Origin of the sequence: Snodgrassella sp. W8135 (assembly GCF_016101225.1) — a bacterium.
GTDB classification, from domain to species: domain Bacteria; phylum Pseudomonadota; class Gammaproteobacteria; order Burkholderiales; family Neisseriaceae; genus Snodgrassella; species Snodgrassella alvi.
Map to the genome: position 1 here is coordinate 997362 of NZ_JACFQX010000001.1, position 21331 is coordinate 1018692.

General features: G+C 40.3%; 21 protein-coding genes and 1 tRNA gene. 16 read left to right on the forward strand and 6 right to left on the reverse strand.

Annotated elements, in window-relative coordinates:
* Window positions 1–8: 8 nt before the first annotated feature.
* Genes mrdA through H3T75_RS04460 form a run of 4 tightly spaced genes read right to left on the reverse strand, consistent with a single transcriptional unit; the run spans window position 9 to window position 4495 of the window.
* Window positions 9–2048 carry a penicillin-binding protein 2 gene (mrdA, locus tag H3T75_RS04445; protein ID WP_084565656.1) on the reverse strand — a complete coding sequence of 680 codons (2040 nt, stop codon included), beginning with the start codon at window positions 2046–2048 and terminating at the stop codon, window positions 9–11.
* Window positions 2045–2542, reverse strand: a complete 498-nt coding sequence (mreD, locus tag H3T75_RS04450) for a rod shape-determining protein MreD (RefSeq protein WP_172397416.1) — start codon at window positions 2540–2542, stop codon at window positions 2045–2047. The genes mrdA and mreD overlap by 4 nt, the downstream gene beginning before the upstream one ends.
* Entirely contained in the window at window positions 2535–3425 is an 891-nt protein-coding gene (mreC, locus tag H3T75_RS04455) for a rod shape-determining protein MreC (protein WP_084551920.1), read from the reverse strand. The genes mreD and mreC overlap by 8 nt, the downstream gene beginning before the upstream one ends.
* 32 nt (window positions 3426–3457) lie before the next feature.
* Window positions 3458–4495: a rod shape-determining protein gene (locus tag H3T75_RS04460; protein WP_025330699.1), complete on the reverse strand. Its 1038-nt coding sequence runs from the start codon at window positions 4493–4495 to the stop codon at window positions 3458–3460.
* 190 nt (window positions 4496–4685) lie between these two features.
* Between H3T75_RS04460 and gatC the strand changes: the two genes are divergently transcribed.
* The 14 genes from gatC (at window position 4686) to H3T75_RS04530 (ending at window position 17346) form a co-directional block, all read left to right on the forward strand.
* Window positions 4686–4973: an Asp-tRNA(Asn)/Glu-tRNA(Gln) amidotransferase subunit GatC gene (gene gatC / locus H3T75_RS04465; protein ID WP_084565655.1), complete on the forward strand. Its 288-nt coding sequence runs from the start codon at window positions 4686–4688 to the stop codon at window positions 4971–4973.
* A gap of 90 nt (window positions 4974–5063) precedes the next feature.
* Window positions 5064–6521 carry an Asp-tRNA(Asn)/Glu-tRNA(Gln) amidotransferase subunit GatA gene (gene gatA / locus H3T75_RS04470; protein WP_198211138.1) on the forward strand — a complete coding sequence of 486 codons (1458 nt, stop codon included), beginning with the start codon at window positions 5064–5066 and terminating at the stop codon, window positions 6519–6521.
* A gap of 15 nt (window positions 6522–6536) precedes the next feature.
* Window positions 6537–7979: an Asp-tRNA(Asn)/Glu-tRNA(Gln) amidotransferase subunit GatB gene (gene gatB, locus H3T75_RS04475; RefSeq protein ID WP_255517922.1), complete on the forward strand. Its 1443-nt coding sequence runs from the start codon at window positions 6537–6539 to the stop codon at window positions 7977–7979.
* A gap of 18 nt (window positions 7980–7997) precedes the next feature.
* A complete protein-coding gene (gene lptE / locus H3T75_RS04480) occupies window positions 7998–8483 on the forward strand; it encodes an LPS assembly lipoprotein LptE (protein ID WP_198211140.1) in 486 nt (161 codons plus the stop codon).
* Window positions 8480–9463, forward strand: coding sequence for a DNA polymerase III subunit delta (holA, locus tag H3T75_RS04485; protein WP_198211141.1), 984 nt, complete (start codon window positions 8480–8482; stop codon window positions 9461–9463). The genes lptE and holA overlap by 4 nt, the downstream gene beginning before the upstream one ends.
* Window positions 9464–9501: 38 nt before the next feature.
* The gene (locus H3T75_RS04490; protein ID WP_198211281.1) at window positions 9502–9942 is read left to right on the forward strand and encodes a type II toxin-antitoxin system RatA family toxin; all 441 of its coding nucleotides are present in this window, start codon (window positions 9502–9504) and stop codon (window positions 9940–9942) included.
* Window positions 9932–10216 (forward strand): RnfH family protein, encoded by a 285-nt coding sequence (locus tag H3T75_RS04495; protein ID WP_232339905.1) that lies wholly within the window; start codon window positions 9932–9934, stop codon window positions 10214–10216. Before H3T75_RS04490 ends, H3T75_RS04495 begins: the two co-directional genes overlap by 11 nt.
* Window positions 10217–10262: 46 nt before the next feature.
* On the forward strand, window positions 10263–10838 hold the full coding sequence (gene pth / locus H3T75_RS04500) for an aminoacyl-tRNA hydrolase (RefSeq protein WP_198211142.1): 576 nt from the start codon (window positions 10263–10265) through the stop codon (window positions 10836–10838).
* Window positions 10839–10856: 18 nt separating this feature from the next.
* Window positions 10857–12335: a 4-hydroxy-3-polyprenylbenzoate decarboxylase gene (gene ubiD / locus H3T75_RS04505; RefSeq protein WP_198211143.1), complete on the forward strand. Its 1479-nt coding sequence runs from the start codon at window positions 10857–10859 to the stop codon at window positions 12333–12335.
* 59 nt (window positions 12336–12394) lie between these two features.
* Window positions 12395–14032 (forward strand): phospholipase D family protein, encoded by a 1638-nt coding sequence (locus tag H3T75_RS04510; RefSeq protein WP_198211144.1) that lies wholly within the window; start codon window positions 12395–12397, stop codon window positions 14030–14032.
* Between the two features lie 60 nt (window positions 14033–14092).
* The gene (locus H3T75_RS04515) at window positions 14093–14662 is read left to right on the forward strand and encodes an aminodeoxychorismate/anthranilate synthase component II (protein WP_084565647.1); all 570 of its coding nucleotides are present in this window, start codon (window positions 14093–14095) and stop codon (window positions 14660–14662) included.
* Window positions 14663–14707: 45 nt separating this feature from the next.
* Entirely contained in the window at window positions 14708–15751 is a 1044-nt protein-coding gene (trpD, locus tag H3T75_RS04520) for an anthranilate phosphoribosyltransferase (protein ID WP_198211145.1), read from the forward strand.
* 109 nt (window positions 15752–15860) lie between these two features.
* Window positions 15861–17153 carry a serine--tRNA ligase gene (serS, locus tag H3T75_RS04525; protein WP_198211146.1) on the forward strand — a complete coding sequence of 431 codons (1293 nt, stop codon included), beginning with the start codon at window positions 15861–15863 and terminating at the stop codon, window positions 17151–17153.
* 117 nt (window positions 17154–17270) lie between these two features.
* A tRNA-Lys gene (locus H3T75_RS04530) sits at window positions 17271–17346 on the forward strand.
* 288 nt (window positions 17347–17634) lie between these two features.
* Here the strand turns inward: H3T75_RS04530 and H3T75_RS04535 are convergent.
* Both H3T75_RS04535 and H3T75_RS04540 read right to left on the reverse strand, forming a co-directional pair.
* A complete protein-coding gene (locus tag H3T75_RS04535; protein WP_198211147.1) occupies window positions 17635–18288 on the reverse strand; it encodes a LexA family transcriptional regulator in 654 nt (217 codons plus the stop codon).
* 204 nt (window positions 18289–18492) lie between these two features.
* Window positions 18493–19227 (reverse strand): S24 family peptidase, encoded by a 735-nt coding sequence (locus H3T75_RS04540; RefSeq protein WP_198211148.1) that lies wholly within the window; start codon window positions 19225–19227, stop codon window positions 18493–18495.
* A 202-nt stretch (window positions 19228–19429) separates the two neighbouring features.
* Here H3T75_RS04540 and H3T75_RS04545 point away from each other — a divergent pair, with 202 nt between their 5' ends.
* Together H3T75_RS04545 and H3T75_RS04550 are read left to right on the forward strand one after the other, a co-directional pair.
* On the forward strand, window positions 19430–20422 hold the full coding sequence (locus tag H3T75_RS04545) for an SHOCT domain-containing protein (protein WP_084586129.1): 993 nt from the start codon (window positions 19430–19432) through the stop codon (window positions 20420–20422).
* Between the two features lie 168 nt (window positions 20423–20590).
* The gene (locus tag H3T75_RS04550; RefSeq protein ID WP_084548462.1) at window positions 20591–21121 is read left to right on the forward strand and encodes an inorganic diphosphatase; all 531 of its coding nucleotides are present in this window, start codon (window positions 20591–20593) and stop codon (window positions 21119–21121) included.
* Window positions 21122–21331 lie beyond the last annotated feature (210 nt).

Genomic DNA, 21331 nt, shown 5'->3' on the forward strand with positions numbered 1-21331 from the left:
AGTTTATCTCACAGGCCTGGCTGAGGACGATAAGCACGCAATAACGGAGGTAAGTCAGTTTGACTATGCTCATTATGTTGTTTTGCATCCATCATGGCATTACTGGATAAATCATTCACCGGTAAGTCTGCAGAATTAGCTGCTTCTTTTGCACTGGGGAGATTTTTTAATTTCAAAAGATAAAAATCAGCTAATTGACGGGCCAGAGGAGCCGCTGTAGCACCCCATCCATTGTTTTCAAGAATAACCGCAATCGCTATCTGTGGCTTATCTGCAGGCGCAAATGCAATAAACCATGCATGGTCTCTCAGCTGTACTTTTAATGCTGCCGCATTATAACGTGCACCTTGTTTAATCTGCACCACCTGAGCTGTACCGGTTTTGCCGCCCATAGTATAAGCCAGACCCGAACCCACTGCCGCAGCCGTACCACCCGGTTTTAATACTTTTTGCATAGCATCTTTAACATATTCAAAATTGCCACGTTTGAAAGGGACAGTTCTAACCGGTTGCGGGTCGATTAAAGTCATTTTTTTCGAATTATGGTCAAGTAATGCCTGAACCAAATGAGGGCGGTAAACAACACCATCATTACTGAGAATTGCTGTAGCAAAAGCCATCTGCAGAGGAGTATACGCATTATAGCCCTGACCGATGGCCATGCTCACACTATCAGCCGGCTGCCATACACGTGCCTGAGGTTTAGAGCGGGCAAATCTTTTTTCTTTCCAAGCGCGTGTTGGCAATACACCAGCATATTCATGATTTATATCAATACCAGTCTGCTTACCAAGATTAAACTCAGCTAAATAAGGTGACATACGATCCACACCCATTTCATAACCCAGACGGTAAAAAAATGTATCTGACGAAACCTGAATAGCTTTATTCAGATTGGCTGATCCATGACCACTTCGCGCAGCATCCCTAAACTGATGGGTTGATCCGGGAATACTCCAAAACCCCGGGGCAGGTAAAACTGTACTCTGAGTCAGTTTGCCACTTTCCAAAGCAGCCATTGCCAGAAAAGGCTTAAATGTAGATCCGGGAGGATACATACCCTGAGTCGCACGATTTAATAGCGGGTGACGCCAGTCTTCATTCAGACTTTTCCACGTATCAGTATCGATTCCGTCAATAAACAGATTTGGGTTATAGCTGGGTTTGGATACCATGGCCAGAATTGCACCCGTTTGCGGATTAATAGCAACTAAAGCACCACGTTTATCACCCATCAACCGGTCTGCTTCTTGCTGTACACGGATATCGAGTCCCAGGCGAAGCGTTTGTCCGGGCACTGCCGGCACTGTTTTAATAGTACGAACAATATGTCCCTGCGCATCCTTTTCAACTTCACGATAACCCGGAATACCATGTAATTGCCGTTCATAGTATTCTTCCAGCCCCATTTTTCCTATATGAGTACTACCACGATACAGTGTCGTCAGTTCAGCTTTGTCGAGAGCTGCCATATCGCGGTCGCTGATCCGGCCGATATAGCCTACGATGTGAGCAAGTAATTCGCCATAAGGATAGTCGCGAAATGTTCGCGCATTAATTTCAACACCCGGAAAGCGATAAAGTTCAGCCGCCAGACGGCTGGCTTCTTCCATTGTTAACTTAAGTTTTAAAGGTACTTTTTCATAAGAACGGTATTCTGCACGGAATTTATTAAACCGCTTCATATCGCTGGGGGTAATGTCCACATAGTTGCGCAAGGCATTAATTGTATCTTCGAGTTTACCCGGTATCTGATTAGGAGTTATCTCAAGAGAATAAGCCGGATAGTTATGTGCCAGTACCACACCATTAACATCAACTATTTCTCCACGAATGGGTGGCGTAGGAATTAATGAGATACGATTATTGGTAGCAGCAATGACATATTCATCATATTTGATTACCTGCAAGTATACAAACCTGCCAATCAGCATAGAAAAACAAATAATAATCAAAGCAAAGGCTACTGCAATCCGTAAACCTAGATCGCCATTTTGCGCAGGTTTAGATACACGCTTTTTTTTAGTTCGGAATTGCAGTGCTTTCATAGACGTCTTGAATAGGCGAGATAAAGCATGAATTTAGATAAAAGAGGCCAGAGCAGAGCACTGATAAATGGTGAAACAAACAGATTCCAGCCACTAAAATGATGGGTCGAAAAGAAGTGTACAACCACTAAAATCAAAGTCATTAGCATCAGACTCCCGAAAATAGTCAGAGCCTGATAAGTATATGAATAGCCGAGCATCTGATGTCTGTTTTGTTCAATCAAATAGACAGCTGCCATCAAACCTAATGCGTGCTGTCCAAACGGAGTACCAATTCCCACATCCAAGAGCAGTCCTAATACAAAAGCCATACCGATACCAATATTTTGTGGTCGGTGCAAGCTCCAATACAATGCCATCATAGCTGTAAATGTAGGCAAGGAGCCAGCCAGAAGCTGGGGAAACGGAATCAGATCCAGAAATAATGCAATTACTAAGCTTAATACAATAAGCCTTTTTCTGGTATGGCGGTGCAAGCTGTCAACTTCAGTCATGATTGATGGATAAGGTATTAGTGGCTTTTGCATCAGCATAATGATCAACTATCTGCGCATGCTTTTGCGGGATAACCAGTACAAAATTACTATTGCGTAGTTGCGCTACAGGTTCAATCTGTGTCCGGTAATAAGGTGAACCATTACCACTCTGCGCTTGTATGACATTGGCAATAGGTATCCCGGCAGGATAAATACTATCCATGCCTGAAGTAACCAGTAAATCATTACGTAACAGGCTGGCATTAGCCGGAAAGTAACGCAGATCCAAACTACCTGAACGGCCATAAACCAGTGTGCGTACTCCGGTACGCATTACCATCGCCGGAATAACTGCATTACTATTGGTAATTAGTGTCACTTCAGAACTCAATGGCTGAACAGCTGTAATCTGACCAATCAGACCATGTTCATCACTTACGGCATCACCCTGTCGAATTTGATGATGGCTGCCTTTATCTATAATGAAGCGGTCAGTCAGCGGATTAGTATCACTTGATACAATCTGTGCAACCTGCGCCTGAGGTAATGCTGCTTTCTGAAGCTGAGTCAGATGATCAAGACTGATTACTGACTTTAACTGTACGTCACGCTGACTAATTTGTAATTTAAGCTGCGCATTTTGAGCCTTCAACAATTTGTTTTCATCGCTCAGATTCTGCTGCTTTTCAAGAAACACCATACCATTAGATACAGCATTAACCGGCTGCATAGCCAGCCACTGTAACGGATATAATGCGGTACCGATATAATTGCGGCTAATTTTAACCACATCATACCGGTTATCAAGCAACAGCAATACAACTGCTAACAGTGACAGTACAACCAGTTTACTGGTACTGCGCAGACCATTGTGTACAAAATTGAGTGAAGGCTCTGCCATTATTATCTTATGTCTGATAAACAGTGCTGCATTTACGGATTGGATACAAATACAGAGTTCATTTTACCAATCATATCCAATGCATGACCAGAACCCCGTGCAACACATGTCAGCGGGTCTTCTGCAATCATAACAGGCAAGCCGGTTTCCTCAGAAAGCAAACGATCCAAACCTTTAAGCAAAGCGCCGCCTCCGGTTAACACCAAACCACGGTCGGCAATATCCGCACCCAGCTCTGGGGGAGTCTGCTCCAAAGCATTTTTAACTGCCTGTACAATCTGATTAAGTGGTTCAGTCAGCGCTTCCAAAACTTCATTCGAACTGATTGTAAAAGCACGAGGAATACCTTCTGCCAGATTGCGGCCTTTTACTTCAATTTCTTTTACTTCCATACCGGGGAAAGCAGAACCGATATTTTTCTTAATTTCTTCAGCAGTAGATTCACCAATTAGCATGCCATAATTGCGGCGCACATAGTTAATAATGGCATCATCAAATGCATCACCACCTACGCGGATTGAGTGAGAATAAACCACACCAGATAAAGAAATCACACCAACTTCAGTTGTTCCGCCACCAATATCCACGACCATTGAGCCTGTTGGTTCTTCAATAGGCAAACCAGCACCAATTGCTGCTGCCATAGGCTCTTCAATCAGATTTACAATCGATGCGCCGGCTGCCAGAGCTGAATCACGAATAGCTTTACGTTCTACCTGAGTTGAACCGCATGGAACACAAATAACGATTCGGGGAGCTGTAAACCGGCTGTTGTTTACCTTTTTGATAAATTGCTTGAGCATTTTTTCAGTGACATTAAAGTCAGCAATCACACCATCTTTCATAGGTCGTATTGCCTGAATGCTTCCCGGCGTACGCCCCAGCATTTTCTTTGCTGCTGTTCCCACAGCCAGCATGCCGTTTTTAGCATTTATGGTGTCATTTTGCACGGCCACCACAGACGGCTCGTTTAAAACAATACCCTTATTTTTAATAAAAATCAAAGTGTTGGCGGTACCAAGATCAATAGCCAGATCATTGGATAAATATTTGGAAAAAAAGCGAAACATGAGGATGTCCTAATGAACTTTTAAATTATAAGTATGGCAAAAGCAGTTTTGCGGCGCACTGTACTCAGCAAATCAGTACGCCAAAGAATAGGGTTTTCGGTTATAATTCTATATTATGTAACAACCGAATCAGAACGCGCAATGATACCGCAGTTTGCCCGTTTTGCTAAATCAAATTTAAGGATTTTTGATGGCTTTAACATTAAGTGATGTAGATAAGCTCGCACGCCTCTCTCGCTTGAGTCTTTCAGAAGCAGAGCGAAATAACATGCTGACAGAGCTGAACCATGTATTCAATCTGGTCGAAAAAATGCAAGAAGTCAATACTGATGGGATTGAACCGATGGCACATCCGCATGAACTGGCCTTGCGTTTACGCGACGATGCAGTTACTGAAAAAGACGAGCATCATGCAATCCAATCATGTGCACCGCTGGTAGACAGGGGTTTATATCTTGTGCCTAAGGTTATTGAATAACTCAACCCTTACCATAATGACTTGTTCATTCATATTTAAATTTATTGCAGGTAACTACAGACAGTGTTGCTTGAAAGTTATATAACCACTATGCCAAAAAATTATACATTAAAACAGTGCAGTGACTTACTGCAATCAAAACAGGCTTCAGCTGTCGAATTGGCGCAGGAGTATCTGGCTGCAATTGAAAGTGAAAATGCCAGTCTTAATGCCTATATAACACTGGATAAAGAACGCACTATTGCTGAAGCTAAGGCAGCTGACACACGTTTGGCGCAGGGTTCAGCAAATGTATTAACCGGTGTACCCATAGCCTATAAAGATATATTCTGCCAACAGGGATGGCGCAGTGCCTGTTCCAGCAAAATGCTGGATACTTTTACTGCACCTTATACAGCAACAGTAGTTCAGAATTTGCTTGATGCAGGTATGGTAACTCTAGGCAGAACCAATATGGATGAATTTGCCATGGGTTCAACAACTGAGTCTTCCTACTATGGTATAACTCACAATCCGTGGCAGCTCAGTCATGTTCCGGGTGGTTCCTCAGGTGGTTCAGCAGCAGCCGTGGCTGCGCGGCTAGCACCGGTTGCGCTGGGTTCAGATACTGGCGGCTCCATTCGCCAGCCTGCCTCACACTGTGGTATTACTGGTCTGAAACCAACCTATGGTGTAGTTAGCCGTTTCGGTATGGTTGCTTATGCTTCCAGTTTTGATCAGGCCGGACCAATGGCTCAAACAGCAGAAGATTGCGCCTTGTTAATGAATAGTATGGCGAGTTTTGATGAGCGGGACTCTACCAGTATAGAGCGCAATAAAGAGGACTATACCCGCGATTTAAATCAATCATTACAAGGTTTAAAAGTAGGTCTGCCGCGCGAATTTTTTGGCGAAGGTCTGGACGCACAAGTACATGCATCAATTGATCGTGTTGTAGAAGTACTCAAAAAACTGGGTGCGGAAATTGTAGATATTACTTTACCACATACAGAACTATCCATTCCTGCCTATTATGTACTGGCTTCAGCTGAAGCCAGTACAAACCTGTCACGCTACGACGGTGTTCGTTATGGACATCGCGCTGCTGAATTCGGTAATCTGGATGAGATGTACAGTAATACCCGTGCCGAAGGTTTCGGGTCTGAAGTAAAACGCCGCATTATGATAGGCACTTATGTTTTATCTCACGGTTACTATGATGCTTACTACTTGAAAGCACAAAAATTACGCAGAATGGTTGCAAACGATTTCCAGGCAGCATTAAAACAGTGCGATATTATTCTGGCTCCGGTTGCGCCTACTGCAGCACCATTATTAGAAAGCCATAATAGTGATCCTGTTGAAATGTATCTTTCTGATATTTACACCGTTTCTTTAAATCTTGCCGGTTTACCGGGTATTTCTCTGCCGGCAGGATTTACCACAAGCGGATTACCCGTAGGCGCTCAGCTTATCGGTAATTATTTCGCAGAAAGCCGTCTGCTAGGTATTGCACACCAGATTCAGCAACATAGTGACTGGCATACCAGAACTCCATTTGTACAATAATTGCCAGTATACGAATTGAAAGAAGACAGAATGAATTGGGAAACAATAATCGGTCTGGAAATCCACGTTCAGTTAAACACGCGTTCCAAAATTTTTAGTGGATCATCTACTGCATTTGGCGCAGCACCCAATGCTCAGGCCAATGTTGTGGATTGCGCACTGCCTGGTGCCTTACCAGTAATGAATCGTGATGTGGTGAACAAGGCCATTAAACTTGGATTGGCTTTAGGTGCGAATATTAACCGGAAAAATGTTTTTGACCGGAAAAACTACTTTTATCCGGACTTGCCTAAAGGTTATCAGATTAGTCAGCTTGATTTGCCGATAGTTGAGCACGGAAAACTTGAAATCGTAGTTGGTAATGAAGTTAAAACCATTAACGTTACCAGAGCTCATATGGAAGAAGACGCCGGTAAATCCATCCATGATGAATTTGAACACTATACCGGAATCGATTTAAACCGGGCTGGTACACCGTTACTGGAAGTAGTGTCAGAACCGGAAATGCGTTCAGCAGCAGATGCTGTTGCTTATGCTAAAACAATGCATAGCCTGGTAACCTGGTTAGGCATATGTGACGGTAATATGGCAGAAGGTTCTTTCCGTATTGATGCCAATGTTTCAATACGTCCGAAAGGACAGACTGAGTTTGGCACCCGTTGTGAAATTAAAAATCTGAACTCATTCCGCTTTCTGGAACAAGCCATTAATTATGAAGTGGAACGACAAATTGAATTAATTGAAGACGGCGGTAAAGTCATTCAGCAAACACGTTTGTTTGATCCGAACAAGGGTGAAACTCGCGCCATGCGCAGTAAAGAAGATGCTCATGATTATCGTTATTTTCCTGACCCTGATTTATTACCAGTGATCATTACCGATGCCATGCTGGATGCAGCCAAAGCAGGCATGCCTGAACTACCTAAAGAGATGGCCGGCCGTTTTATCGATCAATATGGTATTTCTGATTATGATGCACGATTATTAACTAGCAATCATATACAGGCAAACTGGTTTGAACAGGCCGCAAAACTTCATGGTCACGGTAAACTGGTTGCTAACTGGATGCTTGGAGAACTTGCAGCTGCTCTGAATAAAGCCGGAATAGATATTTCTGAAAGCCCGATTAGTGCTGAACGTCTTGCTGGTTTAACAAGTAGAATTGCAGATAATACTTTAAGCAATAAACTGGCTAAACAGGTATTTGAAGCCATGTGGAACAGTGATCTTACTGCTGATGCCATTATTGAACGTGATGGCTTGAAACAGATGACGGATACTGGTGCCCTCGAAAAAATTATTGATGAAGTACTCGCTAATAATCAGAAATCTGTAGAAGAATTCAAATCCGGTAAGGAAAAAGCATTTAACGCTCTTGTAGGGCAGGTAATGAAAGCTTCTCGCGGTAAAGCTAACCCTCAACAAGTTCAGTCTTTACTGCATAGCAAACTGGCATAAGCAAGATAAGGTTCAAACATGAAAAAATGGCTGCTATTGGCTACTCTGTTTGTATTAACAGGCTGCGGATTCCATCTGAAAGGAACATCCGGATTCGACACACCCATGCCATATCATAGCTGGAAGATTGAAGGCGGTAGTATGCAGCGGGCTCTGGAAGTCGTATTGCGGCGGCAGCCTAATGTAATTGTGGATACTGAACATCCAGAGATAGTGGTAAAAGTCATTTCAGCGACACAGGATTCTTCCACATCAGCAGTAGATTTATCTGGCGGTACCAGTGAATATCTGCTCACACTGAAAGTGAATGTACAAGCCTATCATAATGATCAGCCACTAGGCGATCCGATACAAGTCACAGTACACCGTTATATGGATTATTCTGATCATGAGGTACTGGCCAAAGAAGATGAACAACGTATGATTTGGCATGATATGCGTACCGATGCTGCAGAACAAATTGTTCGTCGCCTGGCTTTTCTGCCTGTAACTACTAACGAATGAGTAATTTATCAGTCCAGCCTCTGTCTGCAGCATATCTGATTCACGGTGAAGAAGAATTATTGCGAATAGAGGCTCTAGACACTATCCGTTCAGCTGCACGCAGTCAGCAATATAATGAGCGCGAAGTTATCAATATAGAAACCGGTTTCGACTGGACATCACTTCTGTCCTCAGTCCATTCCGTTGGATTATTTGCTGATAAAAAATTACTGGAAATTCATATTCCCTCTGGTAAACCCGGCAAAGAAGGAGCCGTAGTATTACAACAATTGGCTGAACAATTACCGGAAAATACCTGCCTGCTTTTAATACTCCCTAAACTGGAACGATTACAAATACAGAGTAAATGGTTTTCAAGCTGGGCAAAAAATGCTCAGATATTTGATGCAAAAGCTATTAACCAAAATGCATTACCTCAGTGGATAAAAAATCGGCTGGCGGCTCGGAATCTGAATATCGATAATGATGCACTTGCCCTGTTTGCAGAGAAAGTAGAAGGCAATCTTTTAGCCGCAAAGCAGGAAATCGATAAACTGGCTCTAATTCATTCGGCCGGACATACCGTTACTCTGGATGACGCACAGACAGCAGTAGCCAACGTAGCACGTTTTGATATCTTTCAATTGTCAGCAGCATGGATGAGCGGAAACTCAGAACGCGTATTACGTTTACTGGAGGGTCTTGCATCAGAGGGAAATGAACCGGTACTATTATTATGGGTTATCAGTGAGGATATTCGTACTCTCATACGCTTACTTGCAGCATTAAAGCAAGGTAAATCAATCAGTGAAATGCGCCAGAGCCTGCGTTTATGGGGTGAAAAACAGACTTTAGCACCACAGGCTGCCAGACGTATCGGCATCAGACGTCTTCTTGAAGCTTTACAGATTTGTGCGTATATCGACCGACAAATTAAAGGTGCAGAAGAAGGTAATGCATGGGCAGAAATCAAACATCTTTTTCTGTCTCTGACCATCTGAACATTATTCTGGTAACTCACCGTTAAACTATTGATCCAATAATGATGAAAACAGTTGAAAAAAGCGTTTTAGTACTACACAGTGCCGAACACATATTTGATCTGGTCAACACAGTTGAAGATTATCCTAAGTTTTTACCCTGGTGTAATCGTACAGATATTCTTAAACGGGATGAGCAATCTCTGGAAGCAGTATTGTACATGGACTATATGAAAATACGTCAGTCATTTGCTACCAGAAATATTAATCAAAGACCAAATAAAATCCAGATGAGTTTACTTAATGGTCCTTTTCGTAAACTGGAAGGTACCTGGCAATTTACTCCTATCGATGATCTGGGCTGTAAAATCGATTTTCGTCTGGAATATGAATTCTCCAATGCACTACTTTCAGCACTAATAGGTCCGGTCTTTAACATTATCGCTACAACATTGGTTGATGCTTTTATTAAGGAAGCAAACAGACGCTATGATGACTGAAATTGTTGTTGAAGCAGTATATGCCACCACTGATTATCAGCATCTCTGGCAGGGAAAAGTTCCGGCAGGAAGCAGTGCACGTCAGGCATTATTACAGTCAGATTTACCAGAAAAATTTCCACAAACCGATTTCTATGCAGCACCCATTGGTATATTCGGTAAAAAAGTTAATGATAATTATATATTATCCAATTGGGATCGAATTGAAGTTTACCGACCGTTACTAATTGATCCGAAAGAAAACCGGCGACGGCGTGCAAAGCAAAAAGAATAGTTTTCCAGTTAACTTTTAAACAGTTTGTAATTCCCGAGGAATATACATGTCTCATATCAGGCTAATAGTTGGCTTGGGCAATCCGGGCACAGAATATGAACATACACGGCATAATATAGGTTTTGATTTCATTGATGAACTTGCCAGGTTATGGAAAATCAGCTTAAAAGAAGAAAAAAAATTTTTTGGACAAGTAGCAAAAGTTAACTTACCCGAAAATGAAATCTGGCTGCTTAAACCTTCCACATACATGAACAAATCAGGCACATCCGTGCAATCTATAGCCAAATTCTTCAAAATATCACCTGAGGAAATACTGGTAATTCATGATGAGCTGGATATTCCCTGTGGCCAGATCAGGTTTAAAAAAGGCGGAGGAAATGGCGGTCATAACGGACTAAAAGATATACAGGCCTGGCTGGGCACCGCAGATTTTTACCGGATACGACTAGGTATTGGTCATCCGGGTGATCGTAATCTTGTTGTCCATTATGTATTGCATAAACCATTAGCCGAAGAAAAAGTTTTGATAGACGAAGCTTTACACAAATCTGTGAATGCTATACCCCTGCTGTTAAATGGAGAATTCGGCAGGGCGCAGCAACAATTACACAGCAAGTAAAATTTGAAAGATCATGTTATGAAATATCGTGACTTGCGGGAATTCATTGCTGTTCTTGAGCAGCAGCAATTATTAAAGCGGATTCAAACATCAGTTTCTCCACATTTGGAAATAACAGAAATTGCTGATCGTGTATTACAAAAGCAGGGACCGGCATTATTATTTGAAAATACTATAAATCAGACAGGAACAACATACCAGTTTCCTGTTCTGGCTAATCTTTTTGGTACTCCGGAACGTGTTGCCATGGGAATGGGGGCAGACGATACCAGTCAATTACGTGAAATAGGTAAAACACTGGCTTACCTGAAAGAGCCGGATCCTCCTAAAGGATTCAAAGATGCTTTTTCCAAATTACCTTTACTCAAAGATTTATGGAGCATGGCTCCGCATATCGTCAAAAAAGCACCTTGTCAGGAAATTATTCTAGAAGGTGATAAAGTAGATTTAACACAATTGCCAATTCAAAAATGCTGGCCGGAAGATGCGGCTCCGCTAATTACCTGGGGCTTAACAGTTACACGCGGGCCAGAAAAAAAACGCCAGAATCTAGGCATTTACCGACAGCAACTACTGAAAAAAAACAAACTAATCATGCGCTGGCTTGCTCATCGTGGCGGTGCTCTGGATTTTCAGGCTTTTAAACAAAAATATCCAAACAAACCTTATCCTGTATCAGTCATACTGGGTTGTGATCCTGCTACCATCCTCGGAGCAGTCACCCCGGTACCAGACAGTCTCAGTGAATATCAATTTGCCGGCTTATTAAGAGGATCGCGTACTGAGCTGGTTAAATGTATCGGAAATGATTTGCATGTTCCTGCCCGGGCAGAAATTGTTCTTGAAGGAGTTATTTACCCGGATGAGACCGCACTGGAAGGTCCTTACGGAGACCATACCGGTTATTATAATGAACAGGATAACTTCCCGGTGTTTACCGTAGAACGCATTACTATGCGCGAAAATGCCATTTATCACAGTACTTATACTGGTAAGCCGCCCGATGAACCGGCAATTCTGGGGGTTGCTCTGAATGAAGTGTTTATCCCGTTATTACAAAAACAATTTCCGGAAATTATTGATTTCTATCTGCCTCCGGAAGGTTGTTCATATCGCATGGCTGTTGTCAGCATAAAGAAACAATATGCCGGACATGCCAAAAGAGTAATGATGGGTTGCTGGAGCTACCTGCGTCAGTTTATGTATACTAAATATATTATTGTAGTAGATAATGACATTAATATAAGAGACTGGAAAGAAGTTATCTGGGCAATTACCACACGTATGGATCCGGTGCGGGATACGACACTAATCGATCATACACCGATTGATTATCTGGATTTTGCCAGTCCGATTAGCGGACTTGGCGGGAAAATGGGTCTGGATGCAACCAATAAATGGCCCGGAGAGACAAACCGTGAATGGGGTAAGGTAATACACAAGGATCCGGCAACCATAGCTAAAGTTGACGCCATATGGCAAGATTTAGGTTTATAGCTATTTTCAGTCACTATGAATTTTACAGATTGAAGTTTAACAATATATACGGCATAAACATGGGAAGTAAATATATAAATCGTATCTGTACATGGTGCCTGAAACTGGGTCTGATCTCTATTCTGGCGGCCTGCCAAAACCTGCCTTCTCAACAGGGGCGTAGTATTGAAACACATATTACTGCCGACACTCCGTCCTCTCTTGCCTATGCTAATGCTTCACTTGTATCCGAACATAAAGGTTTATCCGGTCTTTATCCGCTTGATGACGGACATGAAGCATTCGCCGCACGGATAGCTCTGGTTCGCGCCGCAGAACACAGTCTGGATGTACAGTACTATATCTGGCGTAACGATACGTCCGGTCAGTTACTTTTTCATGAATTAGTTTTAGCTGCTCAGCGCGGTGTACATGTTCGCTTATTGCTTGATGACAATAATACTGTCGGCCTAGATAATATATTAAAAGCACTTAATCAAGAACCCAACATCGAAATCAGATTATTTAACCCTTTTATGCACCGGCACTGGCGCGCTTTAAGCTACATGACAGATTTTGCCCGCCTGAACCGGCGTATGCATAATAAATCTATCACAGCTGATAATCAGGCCACTATTCTAGGCGGACGGAATATTGGTGATGAATATTTTGATATGGGTAAAGGCACACTTTTTGTAGATTTAGATATTCTCGCCATAGGACCTATTGTTAATCAGGTTTCAAACAATTTTGACCGCTACTGGAACAGTGCTTCGTCATATCCTTTAAACGGTATAGTTCATCCCCGCCATATTAAATTACAGGCAAGCATGCCTATATTTAAACATCGCAGTTTCAATCATCTACGTGCCAATAGTTATGATAATGCCTATAATCGTGACAATTTTGCCAACCGATTATTAGACGGATCACTGGATTATCAATGGGCACACCTGATATTGGTAAGTGACAATCCTGATAAAGCTCTGCCCAAAAACAGGAGAAAAGTAGAAGCCACCCAGTCTGACAATAATCTTTTAATTGAACCTGATACAGAACAACCACCGGTAATTAAATATCAAAAAGCCAGTTTAACTCTGAACGCACTCGCTGCATCTGTTGTTGAACCACAAAGAGATTTACTGGTTATCACTCCGTATTTTGTACCCACACAGACGGGTCTTGAATATCTGCAAAAATTACGAGAAGAGGGTGTAAAGATACGTATTCTCACAAACTCCTTAGCAGCAACCGATGTGGCAGCAGTACATTCTGGTTATTCTCACTATAGAACACCGTTGTTAAAAGAAGGAGTAGAAATTTATGAACTCAAAAATCAAGGCTTTTTAAAAGGACCTCGTGACCGTGCATTTACAGGTAATTCCGAATCAAGCTTGCATGCTAAAACTTTTACTATCGACGGACAACAGCTATATATCGGTTCATTAAACTTTGATCCACGTTCGGCACGACTCAATACAGAAATGGGTGTCGTAATACAGTCTCCGGAAATGGCACAATTTATGAATCAAGCGATTAATGAAGCATTGCCATATGTTACTTATCAGGTAAAACTAACACCACAAGGCAAGCTGGAATGGACAGAAACCAACGACAAAAATCAAACAAAGGTTTATCATCATGAACCGGATACCACTTTTTGGCAGCGTGTCTGGGTAAAAATGCTCTCCTTACTCCCACTGGAAAGTTTACTTTAACCAGTTTTAGCCATCTCTCATTTGTTCACAACTTGATATTTCTTTTAAAAGGTATTGCCAATGCTTTTGTTTATAGATAATTACGATAGCTTTACCTTTAATATAGTGCAATACCTTGGTGAGCTTGGCGAAAACGTAATTGTTAAACATAATGATGAAATTACACTGCAAGATATTAGCAGACTGGCTCCGGATAAAATTGTCATCGGTCCGGGTCCATGCACACCCAGAGAAGCTGGTATTTCTGTTGATACCATTAAACATTTTGCACACACAATACCGATACTGGGTATTTGTCTGGGACATCAGAGTATAGCTTATGCTTTTGGCGGAAATATAGTACGTGCCAAAAAAGTTATGCATGGTAAAATTTCACCTGTTTACCATCACAATAACTCCCTTTTCAATAACCTGCCTAATCCGGTAAATTGTACCCGATACCATAGTCTGGTTATAGAAAAAGAAACTTTACCCGATTGTCTCGAAATAACTGCCTGGACTGATGACAACGAAATTATGGGTATCAGACATAAAACTCTGCCTGTAGAAGGTGTTCAGTTTCATCCTGAAGGATTACTTACCGAAAATGGTTATGCAATGTTGCACAATTTTCTGCAACAGCATAACTAATAAAGTAAAAATTTTAAAAATAGTTATATTTTAGAAAGAATTATCATGATAACGCCGCAACAGGCACTTAATCGTTTACTGGACAACAATGAATTATTCTATGATGAAATGACAGATTTAATGCGCCAGATAATGAACGGAGAAGTGGCGCCTGAAGTCATAGCTGCTATTTTAATCGGATTACGTATTAAAGTAGAAAGCGTATCGGAAATCGCGGCTGCGGCAACCGTTATGCGCGAATTCTCAACAAAAGTACCTGTACAGCAGCGTGAACATCTAGTCGATATCGTTGGGACGGGTGGAGACAGTGCACATACATTCAACATATCTACAACCAGCATGTTTGTAGTTGCAGCAGCCGGAGCAAAAGTGGCCAAACATGGAGGACGTTCCGTATCTTCTTCAAGCGGTTCTGCTGACATCATTGAAGCCATGGGTGCTGCACTCGAATTAGCTCCTGAACAAGTAGGAGAATGTATCGATCAGCTTGGTGTCGGATTTATGTATGCACCAAATCATCATAACAGCATGCGTTATGTAGCTCCCGTACGTCGGGCATTAGGCGTACGTACCGTCTTTAATATACTAGGACCATTAACCAATCCGGCAACAGCATCCAACCAGGTTTTAGGGGTATTCCATATTGATCTGGTCGGGATTTTATCTCGTGTACTGAAACAGCTTGGCAGCAAACATGTTTTAGTTGTACATGGAAGTGACGGACTGGATGAAATTACACTTACCGGCACAACCCGCATAGCTGAATTAAAAAATGGCACTATCATGGAATACGATATCCATCCGGCTCAGTTTGACATGCCGGTAATTGAAGACTTAAAACCTTTAAAAGTGGCCAATAGTGAAGAATCGCTGCATATTATGAATAGCGTATTAAATGGAGAAAAAGGACCTTGCCGTGATATAGTCGTGCTCAATGCAGCTGCTGCAATCTATGCGGCAGACATAACTTCTTCATTAGAAGAGGGTGTTGATTTAGCCATTACCGCCATAGATTCTGGTAAGGCAAAAGCGAAACAAACAGAATTTATCCAAAAAACACAACAATTGGCTAACCTGTCAAATAGCTAACATTAAATAAACCCAGCTTATAAGCTAAATAAAATTTGTATGCATTCATTTTAGCAATGAATCGTTTACAATAATGGCTATAATCTGTCACTAAACACACTATATTATTATGCTAGACATTCAATTACTCCGTCAGGATATCAACAGTATTGCGCAAAAATTACAGACTCGTGGTTTTAATCTGGATACCGAAACTTTCACCCGACTGGAACAACAGCGTAAACAATTACAAATACGCACAGAAGAGTTGCAATCTAAACGCAATAATCTGTCTAAGCAGATTGGTGCACTAAAAGGTCAGGGCAAACATGATGAAGCTAACCAGACAATGGCTGAAGTAACCCAAATTAAGACAGAACTGGAAAAGGTTGATCAAGACTACCAAACCATACAAAATCAAATTAATAATTTGATCCTGACAATTCCGAATCTACCGCATAGTGACGTTCCTGTGGGCAAAGATGAGAATGACAACATCGAAATCCGCCGATTCGGTACGCCAAGACAATTTAATTTTGCAATTAAGGATCATGTTGATTTAGGTGAACCGCTAGGCTTAGATTTCAAAACCGGCTCTGAACTATCCGGAGCAAGATTCTCATTAATGCGGGGTCCGATAGCTCGCCTGCATCGTGCACTGGCACAATTTATGCTTGATACCCATACTCAGCAGCATGGTTATACAGAACATTACACTCCTTATATTGTTAATCCTGAAATTCTGTTAGGTACCGGACAATTACCTAAGTTTGCTGAAGATATGTATAAAGTAAGCTGCGGAGGCGAAGAAAATACACAGGAACAATATCTGATATCAACCGCAGAAATTACCCTGACTAATACCGTGCGTGAACGTATTCTGAGCAAAGATGAATTACCTAAAAAACTCACCGCACACTCACCATGTTTTCGTTCTGAGGCAGGTTCCTACGGTAAAGATACACGCGGACTGATGCGGCAGCATCAGTTTGACAAAGTGGAAATGGTGCAGATTCAGCGACCGGAAAATTCATATGCTGCTCTGGAAGAAATGGTTGGTCACGCCGAAAAAATTCTTCAGCTTTTGGAATTACCATATCGGGTAATTGTTCTCTGTACAGGTGATATGGGATTTAGTGCCGCTAAAACCTATGATTTGGAGGTATGGGTACCTGCACAAAACACTTATCGGGAAATTTCCAGCTGCTCAAACTGCGAAGATTTCCAGGCACGGCGTATGCAAGCAAGATTTAAAGATAATGACGGCAAAAATCAGCTGGTACATACATTAAATGGTTCAGGCCTGGCAGTTGGCAGAGCTTTGGTTGCATTACTGGAAAATCACCAGAATGAGGATGGAAGCATTAATATTCCAGAGGCTTTACAACCTTATCTGGGCGGATTAAGCGTATTACGCGCATAAATATCAACGATTTATTGAATCTCAATTTATAAAAATTTTACTAAGGGCAATATTTATACACCACCGTATTAAATATTGCCCTTCAGTGTAAAGACGCGTATAATCAGCAATCCTATTGGGTCGTTAGCTCAGTTGGTAGAGCAGTGGACTCTTAATCCATTTGTCCAGGGTTCGATCCCCTGACGACCCACCACAAACTAACCCATTATATTCAATAGGTTACAGTACTGTTTAAGTGTTAATGAATAGTCCATTGAATTTCTGTGTTTGCCATTTTTTTGACATGCAATTTGCATGAGGCTGTCAATCTTAGCTGCGTGTGCGTGTAAATGATCATTGTCCAGATGAGCGTACTTCTGCAACATTTCCAGTAATTGCAATCCTACCATTGCTTTTAGCTCATACATCGAGACTCTATTCTGCATCAGCTAGCTTACATATTTATGCCTTAAATCAAGGCTTTTGTGTTAATAAAGTTCTATTACAAAGTTTTGAATGCAAAAGCAGCTTCAATCTTTCCATAAATATGTATAGATTTCAGCTTTGCAGGTGAAATGATTTCTTGGGCATAATTTTTGTTATCACTTATTATTTTTAAATCACCGCAAATCGTTGCTTGTATACGCTTAACAAGCAGACTCTTCGGTGTAGCAATCAGATATACACCATCGCCACGATGACATTTAATTGCAATATTTACAAATAACAAATCCCTATTAGAAAAAGTTGGATACATAGAATCATCTGGAGCAGTAATTATAAAAGTATTTTTAAAATCATTACCTATGTTTTTCCTGACCCATTCTTCTGAAATTTCAACCAATCTTATTTCGTTTTCAGAGTCTGCGAATAAGTCAATCTTCTTGAATTGAATAAATCCGTTTCGTGCTTGATTCTCATAAATTATTTCATCTGATTTATAAGCATTTTTCATTTGTCCATTACCTGTTTCCAACCATACAGGGTCGACACCAAGTACCTGTGCAATTGTTGCTATATTTGTACTTTCTTTATTGCGTCCTGATTCAAGGGCAGCAATTGCTGACTGGGCTCTGCCAATTCTGGCTGCTAATTCCCTTTGACTTATTCCTTTTTCTAACCGCGCTTTTTTTAAGCGTTCATTTAAGCCATTCATATTATTACCTTAAATAAAGGTACTATTGTACTGATTAAATTAGTATTTAAATACTTTTAAATGGTTTTGATAGAAATCATCGTAAAACCCTATCTTTTAAATTCAAACAAGCACACTCGTAAATGTATTTTAATTAAATCACCATTGTCAGGATTACACCTAAGGTGACTAATCAGGCTGGAAAAATATCAATTAAGTGATTGACTACAGGAATACTGACCACCAAAAAATGCGACCAATAATATTGATATCTTTTAGACTAACTTCTTCATTAATATATGAAATAGCGTTATAACTTTGAAGTAATATTTTATTACTAGTTTTTTTTCTTAAAATTCTAATTTTTAAAAGTCCATCATGGTTTATAGCGTACAGTTTATCATCGCGAAGAATTTTATCCTCGCAATTTATACCAATAATAGCACCATCAGGAATTATTGGAGCCATGCTGTTACCCTCAACTTCTAAACAAAAAGCATATTCAGGATTAATATTATTTTTGCTAAGAATATGACGCGAAAATCGTAATTTTTGATTATTGTAATTCTGAATATCCTCAGAAAACCCATTCCTGGGAGAAAGGCGTATATCAGTATAAAAAGGTAAATCTACTTCATCTTCATCTTTATTTAGCAAAATGTTTTCTTCTGCCATTTTCATTAACCCAACAGAAATATAATGTATATCGTTGGTGCCTGTTTTATTTGTAATTTGATTTACTTGGTCTTCAATCTTTTCAATAGGAATATCAAACCAGCCGATACGTAGGTTAAGTGTTCTCTCTATGTTTAACGCTAAAGCGTCTCCAATAGGCTTGCGTTCTCTTACCAGTGCATTTACTTGAGCATTAGATCTATTGATTGCTCTAGCAAATTTCGTTTGACTTCCTCCGAAAACCATTTCAATTAAATATAAAAGTCGTTTAGTTCTATTATTCATTGCTAATCCAATTAATTCAAAATTTAAATTATATATTTTTTACCATTTTTTACCATTGAGACTATAAGAATCAAAATTCAAGTAATATCAAAAATAATTTCAATGCCCGGATACCAGAAACAAATAAAAATTTACTATAAATAAATCTTTAATTTATGTTATAACCTTTATATATTAACAGTCTACATTAAAGGGTTAGGGTATGGATAAATCTTCTATAACTGAAGAATTGGAAGCATTATTTGATTTGCTTGAAAAAGGAGCGATTACTAAAGAAGAGTATGAAGCTCAAAAAGCTTTACTCTTATCAAATCAAGAGCAACAGCCTATAAATACAAATACATCCTTCCCAGAATCTGCAGAATCTCAGGATGAATCAATTCCAGTATTTATAGAACAGCCTGCTCAGGTTCAAAATCAGCAATCTCACAGTAACAGTGTCAAGATTATTTTAATTATCATGATTGGAATAATCATACTTGTAGCGATGTTTTTTATTTTCTTCAGCAATAGAGTAAATACACCTCCTGTTAATGACCCGAATACTCTTTCAGCCAGTATGGCCAGTAGTGTTATCACAGTGAATGCCCAGCAACCCAGTGATACAACGGAAGCAGACACAGATGAAACAGGTTTGAATCTTAATAAAAAAACGCCTGAAGAACTCAATAAACTATTGATTAAATTTCAGCAAGAACGTGCTAATGCAGTAGCTAATTTACGCTCTGTATGGGCTAGTCTTGATCCTGATTTCAAAGCAACAGTGCAGCAAGAACAGAAAGATTGGGATAGCACTGCATTAGCAGCTAATTGTTCTTTATCAGGTTACAGCACACCATTAGCACAACAAGTGGCTAATCAGTATTGCGAAACCATGATACTAAATAGCCGGGCACAAAGTTTACTTGATGAGCAGGCATCTTCTCTGGCTGATATTAAACAGGAAAAAACAGCTCAAATGGATAAAATGGCAACTGACGCATTAAAAAGAGTAAACTTAACCTGGTCAACAATTCCGGAAGATATACAACAGAACCTGAATCAGACATTTGAACAGTGGTCTGATGAGGTAAACCAATATTGCCTTTCCAGACCAACAGCCCAGAATCTTAATGAAACTCAAATAAATTATGATAATTGTGTCATTAAAAAATCTGAAAGCAAAATCAAAGAACTGAACGGCTATAAAATCTAGTTTTAATCCAAAAGGCAAACTTAATATAGTTTGCCTTTTAGTAAAAACTATCGAATACGAATAGCTATGAATTGTTTTTTACCCGGTAAAATTTAAATAAAATATGGGCAAACAAAAAGCCATTGTTTACAATACGCCTACTTAAACTTTAAAGCAGGACATTTAATTATGGCAGATTTTAATCAGATTCTGGATGCTGGTAATGTAGACGGCGGTATTATTAATGTAGTAGTTGAAATTCCGGCCGGATCAAACCATAAAATAGAATGGGACAGAAAACTGGCTACCATGAAACTCGATCGCGTTGAACCTGGTATTTTTGCAAAACCAACCAACTATGGGTTTATACCGCAAACGCTGGATGAAGATGGTGATGAACTGGATGCATTAATCATTACCGATCAGCCATTGACTACCGGTATTTATCTGGAAGCCAGAATTATTGGCGTAATGAAATTTGTTGATGATGGCGAAGTGGATGACAAAATTGTAGTTGTACCAGCCGACGATCGCAATAATGGTAATGCAATTCAAACACTGGCCGACCTACCGGCACAATTAATAAAACAAATTGAGTTTCATTTCAACCATTATAAAGATTTAAAAAAGGCCGGCACAACCCAAGTAACAAACTGGGGAGATATAGAAGAGGCAAAAAGTGTTATTCGTGAATCTCAGCAACGCTGGAAACAAAAATAATTTAAACATACAATTTATGTAACCATAATATGTTAGAGTGCTGCGAAATTTGAAGTTTGGTATATTCAGATATCGCAGCAAAATTTTAAATACAATAACTTAATTTCTTTAAAGAAGATTACTAGCGGATAAATTGCTACAAGTTAACAGACAATAAAATGTAAACAGATCGCAATAGGGCATGCGTCCAGTATTTGTATAGCAAAGGCT